The sequence below is a fragment of the Pseudomonas sp. YQ_6 genome (assembly GCF_043103245.1).
Taxonomy (GTDB): Bacteria; Pseudomonadota; Gammaproteobacteria; order Pseudomonadales; family Pseudomonadaceae; genus Aquipseudomonas; species Aquipseudomonas alloputida.
In genome coordinates, this window is the sequence record NZ_JBICJR010000067.1 from 23,423 (window position 1) to 38,041 (window position 14,619).

8 protein-coding genes and 1 pseudogene are annotated in these 14,619 nt (G+C 54.6%); 7 read left to right on the forward strand and 2 right to left on the reverse strand.

Annotated elements, in window-relative coordinates:
- Positions 1–6 precede the first annotated feature (6 nt).
- From ACF8FG_RS23030 to tnpC, 5 genes and pseudogenes are all read left to right on the forward strand, one after another.
- On the forward strand, positions 7–2,994 hold the full coding sequence (locus tag ACF8FG_RS23030) for an ATP-binding protein (protein WP_392519238.1): 2,988 nt from the start codon (positions 7–9) through the stop codon (positions 2,992–2,994).
- The gene (locus tag ACF8FG_RS23035) at positions 2,991–4,724 is read left to right on the forward strand and encodes a response regulator receiver domain (RefSeq protein ID WP_318078948.1); all 1,734 of its coding nucleotides are present in this window, start codon (positions 2,991–2,993) and stop codon (positions 4,722–4,724) included. The genes ACF8FG_RS23030 and ACF8FG_RS23035 overlap by 4 nt, the downstream gene beginning before the upstream one ends.
- Before the next feature lie 454 nt (positions 4,725–5,178).
- Positions 5,179–6,321 carry a DUF3883 domain-containing protein gene (locus ACF8FG_RS23040; protein WP_318078949.1) on the forward strand — a complete coding sequence of 381 codons (1,143 nt, stop codon included), beginning with the start codon at positions 5,179–5,181 and terminating at the stop codon, positions 6,319–6,321.
- A gap of 302 nt (positions 6,322–6,623) precedes the next feature.
- Positions 6,624–6,983: an IS66 family insertion sequence element accessory protein TnpB gene (tnpB, locus tag ACF8FG_RS23045; RefSeq protein WP_318078950.1), complete on the forward strand. Its 360-nt coding sequence runs from the start codon at positions 6,624–6,626 to the stop codon at positions 6,981–6,983.
- Between the two features lie 18 nt (positions 6,984–7,001).
- Positions 7,002–8,529 (forward strand): annotated as a pseudogene (gene tnpC / locus ACF8FG_RS23050) (IS66 family transposase).
- A 347-nt stretch (positions 8,530–8,876) separates the two neighbouring features.
- On the opposite strand, the gene ACF8FG_RS23055 reads toward tnpC, so the two are convergent.
- Positions 8,877–10,757, reverse strand: coding sequence for a sulfatase-like hydrolase/transferase (locus tag ACF8FG_RS23055; protein WP_318078953.1), 1,881 nt, complete (start codon positions 10,755–10,757; stop codon positions 8,877–8,879).
- A 300-nt stretch (positions 10,758–11,057) separates the two neighbouring features.
- Here ACF8FG_RS23055 and ACF8FG_RS23060 point away from each other — a divergent pair, with 300 nt between their 5' ends.
- Positions 11,058–12,437 (forward strand): multicopper oxidase family protein, encoded by a 1,380-nt coding sequence (locus ACF8FG_RS23060; protein WP_070383510.1) that lies wholly within the window; start codon positions 11,058–11,060, stop codon positions 12,435–12,437.
- Complete coding sequence (tadA, locus tag ACF8FG_RS23065) at positions 12,437–12,916, forward strand: tRNA adenosine(34) deaminase TadA (protein ID WP_012051365.1); 480 nt, start codon at positions 12,437–12,439, stop codon at positions 12,914–12,916. Before ACF8FG_RS23060 ends, tadA begins: the two co-directional genes overlap by 1 nt.
- A 91-nt stretch (positions 12,917–13,007) precedes the next feature.
- Here the strand turns inward: tadA and mltF are convergent, their stop codons facing one another.
- On the reverse strand, positions 13,008–14,465 hold the full coding sequence (gene mltF / locus ACF8FG_RS23070; protein ID WP_392519240.1) for a membrane-bound lytic murein transglycosylase MltF: 1,458 nt from the start codon (positions 14,463–14,465) through the stop codon (positions 13,008–13,010).
- Between the last annotated feature and the right edge of the window lie 154 nt (positions 14,466–14,619).

Consider the following 14,619-nt stretch of genomic DNA (forward strand, 5'->3'; position numbering starts at 1 on the left):
ATCTTCATGACACAGCTCAGGGTTAGAGCTAGAGCGGTCGACATGCTCGGCCGGCAGCAAATCGCGGGTATCCCTACCGCGATCCACGAACTGTTTAAAAACGCCCATGACGCCTACGCGGAACGAGTTGAGGTCGACTACTTCCGGCGTAATCGTGTGCTCGTTCTTCGTGATGATGGGTATGGCATGACCCGCCACGACGTCGAGAATCGGTGGCTCACGTTGGGTACCGAATCTCGTGTTGGAGCAAACCGTAGCTCGGATGAACCTGAATGGCGCGGACCAAAGAACCTTCCCAAGCGATCCATCATGGGCGAAAAGGGGATTGGTCGACTGGCCATTGCGGTAATTGCGCCGATCACCATCTTGATGAGTCGTGCAAGCCGCCCGGATGGACTGAAGGATCTTGTAGTCGCCCTCGTTCATTGGGGGCTCTTTGAACAACCTGGGCTTGATGTCAGTGAAATCGATGTGCCTCTCGAGGAGTTTCCCGGCGGCACATTGCCAACCCAGGAAGACATTGGGCATCTAGCGGATAAAGTAGCAAGTAACCTCAAATCGCTTGAACCCCATATTGCTCCGGAAGCATTCAAGCAGCTCAGTGAGGATCTGAGACGGGTTCGGGCAATTGGTCCGAATCTTCTAGATAGAACCCTGAACAAAGATAGGGAGAATCCACTGAGCCTTGCTGGTGAGGGGTACGGGACTCACTTCATCGTCCTACCTGTAGCGCCGGAACTGGACGACGACATTGATGGTGGAGGCGACAAAGAGTCCTCAAAGCTAGAGCGGAATCTACTCGGCTTCTCTAATGCGATGGCTTTCGATGAGCCGGTGATTAGAACTGAGTTTCGTGATCATGCCTCGGAAGGGGAGGCGCAGGAGCGAATTGGTCCTAGGAGCTTCTTTAGTAGTGACGATTTCTCAAGGACTGACCAGTATTTTGAAGGAGACTTTGATGAAAATGGTCAGTTTGTAGGAACAGTATCGATCTACGGTAAACCCAGAAAATTCGTTTGCAATTGGACGGATGGTAAAGGGCGTGCGCCCAGATGTGGCCCGTTTTCGTTTCGGTATGGTTACGTTCAGGGGCGATCAACCGAGTCCCGTCTTTCGCCGGAGGACTGGACTCAAATGAGTGGAAAGACCGATAAGGTTGGTGGACTTTACATTTATCGAGATGGCATACGCGTTCTTCCATATGGGAACTCGGATGTGGATTGGTTGGATATTGAAAAAAGAAGAACTCTTTCTGCTAAGGACTGGTTCTTTTCGTATCGGCGAGGCTTTGGTTATGTCGCAATTAGTCATGCTGTTAATGGTTCGCTAACTGAAAAAGCAGGGCGAGAAGGCTTCAGGGAAAACCTTGCTTATCGCGATTTTCGATCAATTCTTGTTAACTTCTTCAAGCAGCTTGCTTATGAGTTCTTCAAGCCAAACGCCATACAAGGTGAGTATTATTGGGAGGGAAAGGAAGCCTATATTGCTCAGGCGGAGCTTTTAAAGAAGCAGCAGGCAAAAGCAGATGGTCGTCGTAAGAAATTTCAACAGGAGTTAGATTCGTTTTTTGAAGCATATAATGAGGGGTACTTCGAGGTCGAGTCATCGAAAGTTCGATCTTACGTAAGTGAGAGGCTTGAGGCAATAAATTCTGAACTTGATTTAGGTGACTTTGCCTCAAGGGTTAGATTGCTTGAATTGGATGTAAAGCAGCGTTTGCGCGCTCTGGCCAGCAGAACTCTAATTAATTTCCCTAGGGGGCTCGCGCCAACCAAAAAAATGCAGCGGGATTGGCCGGTTTATGAGTCTTCCTCCGAAAAAATTCGGGTAGAAATTATTGAGCCGTTACGTGCTGAAGTGGACGGTTTGTTGGCTAATGCTACTAAGGGGCGCGTGAGCGCATCAGAGCGAAGAAGCATTGCTCTTCAAGATATTGAGCGTGAAAAAGATGCCGTTGTACGTGATCTTGTAATACTGCGTCGAGAAACGGTTGAGTCTGCAGAAATAATGCAAAGCGCTGTGCAAGAAGTTCTTAAGGATGAGTTCACTGAATTGCGCGCTCATGTAGAGAGGCTTGTAAGTGACTTTAGCCGGAACTCTGCTGAGAATCCAGATGGGCTCGACCAAGCACGGCATGAAGTTGAGAAAAAACTCGCTGAATTGAAAGTCCATGAAACCGACCTTTTGGACTCCCTAAAGCGTCAGATGATTGAACTGGCGGAGGGAGTGAGAGAGCGCGAGACACTTGACGATCGATTCGCCGCTCTTGAAGCAAGAAATCAAACGCTTGAAGAGCAGGTTGAGTTCTATTCGGACTTTGCTCAAATGGGTATGTCTGTCGGAATTTTGCAGCACGAATTTTTAGGTGCTGCTCGGGGAATTCGACAAACGATGGGAGAGCTTAAGCCCTGGGCTGATCGGAACCCTCAGCTAGGTGAGGTCTACGGCCGTTTGCGTACTCATATTGAGCATCTGGATGGATATCTTAAGGTTCTTGATCCGCTGGGGCGAAGAATGCATCGCTCTGCGGTTAAGTTGTCTGGTGATGAGATTCTTCGTGTTGTGCTGAATGTTTTTGCCGAGCCGCTTGCCGCATCGTTTATAAAAATTGAACCAACTTTTGCCTTTAGGGACTACGTGGTTGAGTGCAGGTCCTCTGTTCTTTTGGGGGCTTTCATTAATGTGGTTGATAATGCGATATATTGGCTGAATACTCGATCAGCGGGCGATAAGAAAATAATCCTTGATGCAGATGAGTATGGTTTTCTTATTTCCAATAACGGGCCAGGCATTGAAGAACGATATAGAGACCGAATTTTTGAGCTGGGAGAGACAAGAAAGGTTGGTGGTCGAGGTATGGGGTTGGCGATTAGCCGTGAAGCACTAAAGCGCGAAGGGTTTGAAATAGAGCTTGTAGAATCAGGTGTGGATGTCAATCCAGTGTTTAGGATTTCGCCCATGGATGCCATGGAAGAGCAGGGGGAGCAGGAATGAGTTCTCAAGAGATTTTAGCCGAAGAGGTTGAAGTAAAAAAACCGACACCTCAGGACGCTTGGGCAGAGCATGTAAGGAAAGCAGTTAGAAATTTTTTGAAGACAGCGGTTGTTGTCGATAATGATCCCGGATTAAGTGGCGTGCGAGACGCACAATCCAAAGTGGCCGCGGTGGAGCAAGCTGGCGGCTCTGGGATGGATGACAATTCCTACGTATTGGAAGAGCCGGAAAACGCTCTTCCTGTTAGTGGCGAGAGTAGGAAGGTTCTGGATATTAGGAAAATATCTGACACATTCTCTTATCATGGGATGGCGTGTGCATTCGTGCTCCCGGAAGATAGTGATGAAAATGAACAGGCTATCAAAGAACGTGTTGTTAGAGCGGCTAAGACGGCAGATATTTTAGTTCTTGATTGGCAGCTTAGGCCTCGTTCGTCAAGATTGACCCTTGAACTATTGAGGGAAATTGCGGAGTCCGATTATAGTGAAAACGGGCGGATGCGGTTGATTTGTATATACACTGGTGAAACTCTCGATGATCATATCTTTAACCAGGCGAGGGATCAGCTCACTGTGCATGGAGTTGTATTCGAGCAAGCGCCTGGAATAGAAGGGTTTCCTTACATAGCCAAGAGTAAAAGCTCCCTCGTTGTCCTTGCTAATAAGGATGAGATTGATGCTGAATCATTGCCTGTTCGGTTGATTGATCTTTTTGCGGAGTTGGCAAATGGTCTTATTCCAGCTTTCGCGTTGGCGGCAGTTGGGGCGGTGCGAAAAAATACGCATCACATGTTAACTAGATTTAGCGGCGGGTTAGACTCGGCGTATGTTGCTAATAGGCTTATTACAGACCCTCCAGGCGATGTTGCAGAGTTAATGCGGGAGCTGTTGGTAGCTGAGTGCGATAATGCGATTGGTTTGGATAGCGTTGCGGATGACTATCTTGAGCCTGATGTGATTTCGATGTGGCTTAACCTTAGGGAAGTCAGGCCTACTCAGGCTGGAGAGCAGTTAACTATTGATAGGGTATCGATCAATGGTATGTTGGCCAATGGTGTTTCCGAATCTGGATTTAGATTGCTTGATGGGAGTCAAAAGCCGTTTCCTGAAAAGCATAGGCACAAAGTTACTCAGTCTCTGGTGCGTACCGATGCCGAGGCATATAGCTCTGAGAACGAATTTTCACGGTTAGCTGCCTTTAGGCGGGAAGCATTTGGTGGTTCTACTGCGGTGCTTTCTGACTCATGGCGACCATCTTTGACGACCGGAACTTTACTGAAGCAAACTGGTGCGGATGGGGTCTCAAAGTATTTTCTCTGTTTCACTCCTGCATGCGATGCTATTCGTATAAACAAAGAGCGGCCCTTTGTTTTTATGGAGGGGCGGGAGAGTAGTAAGCCATATAGTCTGGTTGTTAAAGGTCAAGATGGTCGATCAGTAGGCCTGTATTTTGATAAGACGTATCCGCAGGTGGCTACATTCACTTTCCTTTCAGATGATACTCAACGAGTTCGCGCCGATAAGATAGAGGATGGTGGTGGTAGTACGTTTATATTCAGATCGGTGGGCGCGGGCACAGACTCCGTTGAGTTCATCTGGCTAGGTGAAATGCGGTATGGCCGGGCAATGAGTGAGATGGCTAGTTTGGCTAGTAGATGGATGCGAGTTGGAATACTCGATTCGGAGTACTTGAGGTTGGCGGGCAAGAAACATTTCAATTTCTCGGCTTAATAGTAATGCCCGCTATAGCGGGCATTGTTTTGTTAAAGGGTGATTTGACGAAAAATTGGCTATGATTTTATGTTTTCTGCAGCTATTTGGTGAACTTTGATCTGATTCTGGATTCAAATGGCGTAGCTCGAAAACTCCGTTTCCTGGGAGGTGGATCTAATTTTTTGTTACTTTCGTTCTGCGGGCGTACCAGCGCCTAGCTATTTCTTTAGTGATCGCTATCCCGCGTTTTGATCAGGCAAGTTTCGATGGGGCTTGTTGTATTCTGGGCTGGTCTTTATATGGAGCGGATACACCAGAAGGCCACCGTCGAGTGTGAAGTCATTGATGTAGGACGTTCCATCTAGGTGTGACCGTTCGGCTTGGGACGTTGGTGAGGCTCTTACAAGTCTTGATTTTGTGTAGGACAAAGCTGACAGTTGTTCGGAAATATTACTGCAAGGACGTGTAGCCAGTGCCCCAGCTTTCCCTCCTAAGAAGCCCGGCCGCCGTACAGGCCGCAATGGACGAGTTTTCGCAACTGGGCCGGGTGGCGTTCCTCAAGCGCTACGGCTTCGGCAAATCCAGGGATTACTTGGTACGCAACCCTCGGACGGGGGAGCTCTGCGATTCCAATGCGATCGTGGGTGTTGCCTTCGGGAAGCAATTCCCCAATCAAGGTGTCCTGGGGGCGGAGGATTTTTCCGGCGGCGAAGCGACTGTGGTGCCCCTTCTTCAGTCATTGGGCTTCGAAGTTCGCCGCATCGGGGAGGACTGGTCAGAAGACGAGGTCCAGTCTACCGTCGCAGACTATTTCGAAATGCTGCGATTAGAAGCTGATGGTTTGGCCTACAACAAGTCTGAGCACAACGAGATGCTGCGCAAGCAACTCAATGGGCGCAGCAAGGCATCCGTCGAGTTGAAGCATCAGAACATCAGTGCTGTCCTCGCTGGTCTGGGGTTGCCTTTCATCCAAGGCTACAAACCACGCGGCAACAGTCAGTTGCTATTGCGCAAGGCTGTGCAGGAGTACGTCATCCAACATTCGGTAGCAGTGGGCAAGATAGTCGATGCGTTGGAGGAGGTGAAAACCCCGGCGGAGAAATCTTACTCGGCCGTTCTGGTTGACTCTCCGACTAAGGAAGAGCGACAGAAGCTTGTTGTGCCAGCGCCTGTTCGACATCGACTACCACGCAAACTCGACTACGCCGCCCAGGACGAAGCGAACCGCAAGCTAGGACGGTCAGGAGAGCACTGGGTAATTGGCTACGAGCAGCACCGGTTGACGGAAATGGGCCATCCTGGGCTATTCCAGCAGCTAGATTGGGTCTCGGAATCCCGAGGCGATGGCGCCGGCTACGATATCCTCTCGTTCGAGAATGAGGTGTTACATCGTTACATCGAGGTGAAAGCCACGAATGGAGGTATCGCGACTTCGTTCATCGTCAGCCACAACGAGTTGGAATTCTCTAGAGAGACAGACGACCAGTTTTACCTCTATCGGGTGTTCCAGTTCAGTAGTGATCCGAGACTCTTTATCCTGCGTGGCGATCTGTCGAACCAGCTCTACCTGACGCCGTTGGATTTCAGGGCCAGCTTTCGCGAGCACTTCAGGTAATCGCGGAGCACAGCCGTCCACCTTAAGTCAGGGGTTCTACCCCGTTAGGCTCATGAGACGACAAGTCCCCGCTCGGTCAAATTGGCCGATTTTTGCCCGTCACGAAGGGCTGCAATTGGCCGATTGTGTTGAGAAAGTCCCGCTGCGATTTCTGCCTGCGAAAGTGCGCCTCTGACGTTGAAGTCTGAAGCCGTTCCGCTCCCGATCTGCTTCAGATGTAAGCGCTCCATGAACCCCACATTCAAAGCGCTCAGCTGATTGCTGATGCTGTGCTCCCGATTTCTTTCTGGAGCCCGCACGCCATGATGCGTCCCGACGCCAAAGTCGAAAAAGTCTATCTCTACCCCAAGCCCGTCGACTTCCGAAAATCCATTGATGGCTTGGCGGCGCTGGTCGAGTTGGACATCAAGGTGGCGGTGTTCGACCCCGTGCTCTTCGTATTTTTCAACAAATCCCGCAACCGTGTGAAGATCTTGTACTGGGAGCGCAACGGCTTCTGTCTTTGGCTCAAGCGCCTGGAATCCGAGCGATTCAAAACATCACCTGACGCCACCGACGAAGCGATTGTCCTCACCGTTCAGGAACTGAACTGGTTACTCGACGGTTTTGACCTCTGGCGCAATCGCCCGCATCAGGTTTTGACGCTGCGATTCGTCGCCTGATTCGGTATAATCCGGGGCATGATTTCCATGCCCGAAGACTTTCCCGATGACCCCGTACTGCTCAAGCAGATGCTTGCGCAGTTATTGATGGAGCGCACGGTCGATAAGGGCCAGATCGTCGATCTCAAAGAGCAGGTCAAGCTACTGCGCGACCGTCTGTTCAGTCGCAAGTCCGAGCAGACCGTTGAAACCAACACGCCGCAGCTCGCGTTGTTCAACGAACCGGAAAGCCTGTCGATACCTCCGGTCGATGACGACGAAGAAGTGGTCGCGAACACTCCGTCGTGGCAAGCGCAAACCGCTGTCCGCTGACCTGCCGCGCATCGAAGTCATCCACGAACTGCCCGAACACGAGCAGGCCTGTGCCTGTGGTTGCCGCAAACACGTGATCGGTGAAGAAACCAGCGAGCAGCTGGATATCGTGCCGATGCAGATCCGGGTGCTCAAACACATCCGTAAAATTTACGGTTGCCGTGGTTGTGAAGCCGCTCCGGTCACCGCTGACAAACCCGCACAGTTGATCGAGAAGAGCATGGCCAGCCCGAGCGTGCTGGCCATGCTGTTGGCCACCAAGTATGTCGATGGCTTGCCGCTGCACCGTTTTGAAACGGTGCTGAGCCGACACGGTTTCGAGATTCCGCGTCAGACTTTGGCGCGCTGGGTGATTCAGTGCGGTGAGCACCTGCAACCACTGCTGAATCTGGTGCGCGACCGGTTGCTGGAAAGCCCGGTCATCCATTGCGATGAAACCCGCGTCCAAGTTCTTATAGAACCGGATCGAGACCCGACCAGCCAATCCTGGATGTGGGTGCAAGCCAGTGGGCCACCGGATCGGAAAGTCGTGCTGTTCGACTACACCTCCAGCCGTGCGCAGGAGGTGCCGTTGCGCTTGCTGGAAAGTTATCGCGGCTATGTGATGACGGACGATTACGCCGGCTACAACGCCTTGGCGTTGCAGCCGGGTGTCGAACGATTGGCGTGCATGGCGCATGCGCGTCGCAAGTTTGTTGAAGCTCAGAAAGTGCAGCCCAAGGGCAAAGCCGGACGCGCGGATATGGCGCTGTCATTGATCAATAAGCTATATGGCATCGAGCGTGAACTGAAGGACGCCAGTGATGAGCAGCGATTGACTGGCCGGCAGGAGAAGAGCCTGCCGATCCTGGGGCAGTTGAAAAGTTGGCTGGACAAAACGCAGCCACATGTGACGTCGCAAAGTGTGCTCGGCAAGGCGGTGAATTACCTGGCGAGCAATTGGAGTCGGCTGGAGCGTTATGTGGAGGCTGGGTATTTGCCGATCGACAATAACCCGGCAGAGCGCGCAATAAAGCCATTTGTGATTGGCCGCAAAGCCTGGCTGTTCAGCGACACGCCCAAGGGTGCCGCCGCCAGTGCTCAGCTCTACAGTTTAGTCGAGACCGCCAAGATCAACGGCCAGGAGCCTTATACGTGGCTGCGCCACGTACTGGAGCGGCTGCCCCATGCGCAGTCGGTGGCAGATTATGAAGCGCTGTTGCCGTGGAACTGTTCACCGGAAATGCCACGGTAAACGATGGCCTCACCTTGCGGTAGGTGGGGTTCATGGATCGCTTACGCTCGTCTCGGGGGCAGGGTACGGATAATATGAGGGCTGATTGATGATGGTGTCGCCAGAGCCGTCACCCCGCAAATCGATCTATCTCCTGCGTCAGCAAAAGCTCTACGCGATTGACGGTAGAAGTGACGGTAAGCCCCATATCAATTTCAGCCAATCCCTTTAGCCAAGCGGGCTCGGGTGGCTTGTTAATGATCGAGTGGGAGTGATCGGGTAGCCAGCCCAAGCTGGCACCCGCAGGACGGATACACCAGAAAGCCCGCATGATTGCGGGCTTTCTGGTTCTTGTTCGTTCAGATTGCTTATTCTTCTGGCTTTCTGGCAAATAGCGCTTTCTGGTAGGCGTTATAGGAAAGCAGCCTGCTCCTCACTGCGATGAACTCGTCACCCTCCACGCGTTGCGGGTGCTTTTCCTGCGGGTCATCCTCGATATTGTATTTAGTCAGGGTGTCCGAACTGAATTCGTATATGTATTTGTAAGGGTGCTCCACCAAGGCTGACGCCAGTTGGTCAAAGAACGTGGACATGAAGAATGTGCGTTTCCCATGTTCCCTCAACAAGCTGATGCCTTGTACAGAGAGGGGGGAATCGGTCACACCAAAAAAATCGGCAACCGTGGGCGCAATATCGATCTGGTGACTGGTCGTTGAGGCGGGTTTGGGCAGTGACTTTCCCTTGCCCCAGAAAATCAGGGGTACGCTCACTTCTTCTTCGTACATGGAAGCGTTGTGGATGAACAGACCGTGCTCACCAAACGACTCACCGTGGTCACCCACGAGCACGAATAATGTCGAGTCCAGAAGGCCTTGCTTGTCGAAGGATGTCAGCATTTCACTCAGCACGCTGTCTGTCTTGGCTATGCAGTCTTCATACTTTTCCAGCTCGCTCTGTAATGGGGGCCCTTGGCTGCATTGGTAGGGGTAGTGGGCTGCGCTTGGGAAGTAGAGCGCGATGAAACCCTTGCCATTCTTTTTGATGTTTTCCAGGTAAGCGATGCTGGACGAAAACAGCTGCTCATCACTTTCACCGAAGCTGCTGGCGTTTTGTGAGCGGTTCTCGGCGGGGATGAGCTCCGAAACTGCGTAAGCATTCGACACACCGATGGATTTCAGGAAGCCCTCCATGTTTTCGAACTGCAGGTACAGCGAGCTGAAGGCGACGGCTTCCATGTTTTTCCTGTTCTTCAGCTCATGGATGACACTGGGTTGTAGCAGGTGCATGGCCTCTTTGACTTCAATATCAGGGTAGGCATGCAGCCCCGTCAGGATCGCGTGGTAGCCTTTGGACGAGTGAGGCACTGAGACGTACGATTTGAAGAGCATGCCCTCCCGAGCGAGCTTATCGAAGGTGGGGTACCGCTCGGCGGTTTTGATGTCGGGAGCAAACACGCTGTTCCAGCGCACTGACTCCAGAACGATGAAGACCAGGTTCTTGAAGTCTGGCGTGGGGTGAGATTGAAGTTTTCGGATTTCGTTGACGCTGGTCAGCGGGTAGGCGGGTTGTTCGAATGGCAGCGATGGTCTATGCGGCGCTGCGGTCAAGGAAGTGGTGTTTCTGAGTGTTGTGACCAGCGGGCTGATGACAATGTTTTCGTTCAGGTGATAGCGCGCGTCTTTGGCATGGATGGAGCCGAAGAGCAGGGCGCCTATCACCAGCAGTGATGCCCAGAGGTGCTGTCTTTTCTTTACTGTGCGGGTGCGCTGTTCTTTATAAGCGATGCAGGTTGCCAGCCCAGCGAAAGACCAGGTCGCCAGGTAAGCCAGAAAAAGCACAAAGACAATGAACCTGAATGTGTGCCCGAAACCGGCAGCTTGCGTGAGAAACACCTCGGCCCCGGAGGTCAGGTTGCTTGCGTTTTGCAGGCTGTAGCTTATCAGTTGCCAGTCCAGTGGCTTCAGCCATAGCTCCCGAACACGCATGTCCACCAGCAGGAACAGCAGCAAGGCGCCTGAGGCGATGCTCAACAGATAGAAGTTGAATTTGTTTCTGGTAATGGTGTTGGCGGCAATCACATAGAGGGCGACCACTAACAGCACGTCTTGAAGCAAGTACAGGGCAATATCGAAAATACCGGTCTCCACCCATCGATGGGAGAAAAACTCGATCAGGATGATCTTCGGTGCCAGCAGCAGGCCTGCAGCGAGCAGGAGCGAGATATGCAGTAATGAATTCCTGAGCCACATGGTGTCTACCTTCGCATTCACAGAGCTGGCGTCTTGTCTGACGCGATAGGCGGGCAAAAGGCCAGCACCTGCGCACCCCGTTTTTAGACTTAAGCAGCCCACCCTGAATTCGGCAAGCCAGCCCCGGGGCGTTGGTTGGGTACCGAGGGGGGAGCGGGTTGCCACTGGCGATCGCGGCCGCTAACCGGTCGTGCGACAAGACTTCACTTAATATTTCGCAAATGCAGGTGTATCGTATTCGCCCTTCATCGCCAGCCCCTGCTGGCAGACTGATTGCGCAGAAACGAGGTACCCGCACCGATGTCCTTTACCCGTCGACAAATGCTCAAAGGCCTTACTGGTCTGGTTGTGGTAGGCCTGGGCGCCGGGGGCGCGGCGCGCTACTGGCTGGGCAAGGTCGAGGACGAGAATGCCGGGCACGACTACGAGCTGATTGCCGCCCCACTGGAAGTGGAGCTGGTGCCGGGTTTCAAGACCGAAGCCTGGGCCTTCGGCCCATCGGCACCTGGCACCGAACTGCGGGTACGCCAAGGCACCTGGTTGCGGGTGCGTTTCATCAATCACCTGCCGGTCGAAACCACCATCCACTGGCACGGCATCCGCCTGCCGCTGGAGATGGATGGTGTGCCATACGTTTCGCAACTGCCGGTCAAGCCTGGTGAGTACTTCGATTACAAATTCCGCGTGCCGGACGCCGGCAGCTATTGGTATCACCCCCATGTCAGCAGCTCCGAGGAGCTAGGCCGCGGTCTGGTCGGGCCGCTGATCGTCGAGGAGCGTGAACCCACCGGGTTCCTGCATGAGCGTACGCTGAGCCTGAAGAACTGGCATGTGGACGAGCAGGGCGCATGGCTGCCTTTCAGCATCCCGCGCGAGGCCGCGCGCAACGGCACTGCCGGGCGGTTGATCACCATCAACGGCCAGGCCGACTCGATCACCGAGCTACCGGCCGGCCAGGTGGTGCGGGTGCGCCTGCTGAACCTGGACAACACCTGGACCTACCGCCTCAACCTCAAGGGCAACTGCGAGGCGAGAATCTATGCCCTTGACGGCAACCCGGTGACCCCGCGAGCGCTGGATGAGTACTGGCTAGGCCCGGGCATGCGTATCTGCCTCGCCATCCGCATTCCCGAGGCGGGTGAGGAAATTTCCCTGCGCGACGGTTTCGTGCGCCTGGGCACCCTGCGTTCGGTGGCCAGCAACGACGTGCCGAGTGACTGGCCGCCAGCGCTGCCGCCCAATCCGATCGCCGAGCCGGACCTGGAGAATGCCGAAAAGCTGAACTTCAATTTCGAGTGGGCGGCCAACGTCTCTGTCACCCCTGATCCGGCCAAGCCGTCGAGCATGTGGCAGATCAACGGCCAGGCCTGGGATATTACCGACAAGACCTGCGCCGACCGCCCCATCGCCACGTTGCAGAAAGGCAAGAGCTACATCTTCGAGCTTAAGAACATGACCCAGTATCAGCACCCGATCCACTTGCATGGCATGAGCTTCAAGGTGATCGCCTCCAACCGTCACGACATCAAGGAACCGTGGTTCACCGACACCTACTTGCTGGGCAAGAACGAGCGCGCCCAGGTAGCACTGGTGGCGGATAACCCTGGGACCTGGATGTTTCACTGCCACGTCATCGACCACATGGAAACCGGCCTGATGGCCGCGATCGCGGTGGTCTGATGCGCCCGCAGATCATCGATCGCAGTCGCGATCAGGAATTCATGCGTCTGGCGCTGGCCTTGGCCGCCGAAGGCGCGGCGCTGGGCGAGGTACCGGTGGGGGCGGTGCTGGTGCAGCATGGCCAGGTGATCGGCCAGGGTTTCAACCGACCGATCATCGACAGTGACCCCAGCGCGCATGCCGAGATGGTGGCGATCAGGGCGGCAGCCAGGTCGGCCAGCAACTACCGGCTACCCGGCAGCACACTGTATGTGACCCTGGAGCCGTGCAGCATGTGTGCAGGGTTGATCGTGCATTCGCGGGTGATGCGCGTGGTGTTTGGCGCGCTGGAGCCCAAGGCCGGGATCGTGCAGAGCCAGGGGCAGTTCTTTGGCCAAGGCTTTCTCAACCACCGGGTGATGGTGGAGGGTGGGGTGCTGGCGCAAGAGTGCGGGCAGATCCTCAGCGACTTCTTCAAGGCCCGCCGGGCCAAGGCTTGAGCTGCACCGGGCTCTTCGCGGGCAAGTCCGCTCCTGCAGGCTCTGCGCAAATCTTGTAGGCGCGGGTTTACCCGCGAAGAGGCCTGCTGACTTACATCGGCGACGACTTATCCGCTGGCTTGTCCTTGTTGACCCCGGGCACATGCAGGTTGCCCTCGGCCACCTGGCCTTCGAGCTGCGGCTGGGTCACCCAGGTGAGGATGTCGTAGTAACGGCGGATGTTGGCCACGAAATGCACCGGTTCGCCCCCACGGGCATAGCCGTACTTGGTCTGCCGATACCACTGCTTCTGAGCCAGCCGCGGCAGCATCTTCTTCACGTCCAGCCACTTGTTCGGGTTGAGCTTTTCGCGCTTGGCCAAGGTGCGGGCGTCTTCCAGGTGGCCGCCACCGACATTGTAGGCGGCAAGGGCGAACCAGGTGCGGTCCGGCTCCTTGATGCTGTCGTCAAGCTCTTCTTTGATCTTCTTGAAGTACTTGGCGCCGCCCTGGATGCTCTGCCTCGGGTCCAGTCGGTTCGACACACCCATGGCCTGGGCGGTGCGCTGGGTCAGCATCATCAGGCCGCGCACGCCGGTCTTGGAGGTGACTTCCGGCTGCCACATCGATTCCTGGTAGCCGATGGCTGCCAACAGGCGCCAGTCGACCTGCTCGACCTTGGCGTAGCTCTTGAAGTGCTTCTCGTACTTGGGCAGGCGCTGTTGCAGATGCTGGGCGAAGGTGTAGGCGCCGACATAGCCAAGTACGTCGACATGACCGTAGTAGCGGTCCTTCAAGCGTTGAAGGGTGCCGTTTTTCTGCGCCTTGTCGAGAAATTCGTTGATTTCGTTGAGCAGGCTGTTGTCTTCGCCTGCGGCCACTGCCCAGCGTTGGTCACGGGTTTCGCCCAAATCGAAGGCGACCCGCACGTTGGGGAAATACACCTGGTTCATCGCCAGTTCGTTGGAGTCCACCAGGGTCAAGTCGATCTGACCTTCGTCCACCATGCGCAGCAGGTCGACCACTTCGACGGCGTCGGACTCCTCGTATTGCAAGGCCGGGTACTGCTTTTTCAACTCGGCCAGCTGGTCAGCATGGCTGCTGCCCTTGAGTACCATGATTTTCTTGCCGACCAAACCCTTGGCGCCGGTGGGGCGCGGGCGGCCGTTGCGGTAGATGACCTGCGGGGTCACCTCCAGATAGGGATGGGAGTATCTCACCTGGGTTTTGCGCCGCTCACTGCTGACCAGGCCGGCGGCAGCCAGTACAGGGCCGGAGGGTTTGCCGAGGGCGTCGTACAGCTCGTCCAGGTTGTCGGCGGTCTCGATCTGCAGCTTTACGCCGAGATCGTCGGCGAAATGCTGGACCAGTTCGTATTCGAAGCCGGTTTCGCCGTTACGGTCCTGGAAGTAGGTTGCCGGGCTGTTGCGTGTGATCACGCGCAGCACGCCGTCCTCCTTCACGCGCTCGAGGGTGCTGGGTTTTTCAACGCAGGCACCTAGCAGCAGAAAGAGTCCGGTTGCGAGAAGCCATTTGGCGCAACGCTGGCGCAAAGCAGTGTGGGCGAACATAGGTTGCAGTATACGCAAAGGACTGGCCCAACCATATCTCGACAACTGTTAGCTTGTCTGGTAGCGGGTTGTGTGGTTGGGGGAGGGGGAGGGGGAGGGGGAGGGGATTGCATCAAGGCTACCAGGTGCCCGGCTTGAGATATTCAGCGCCTAT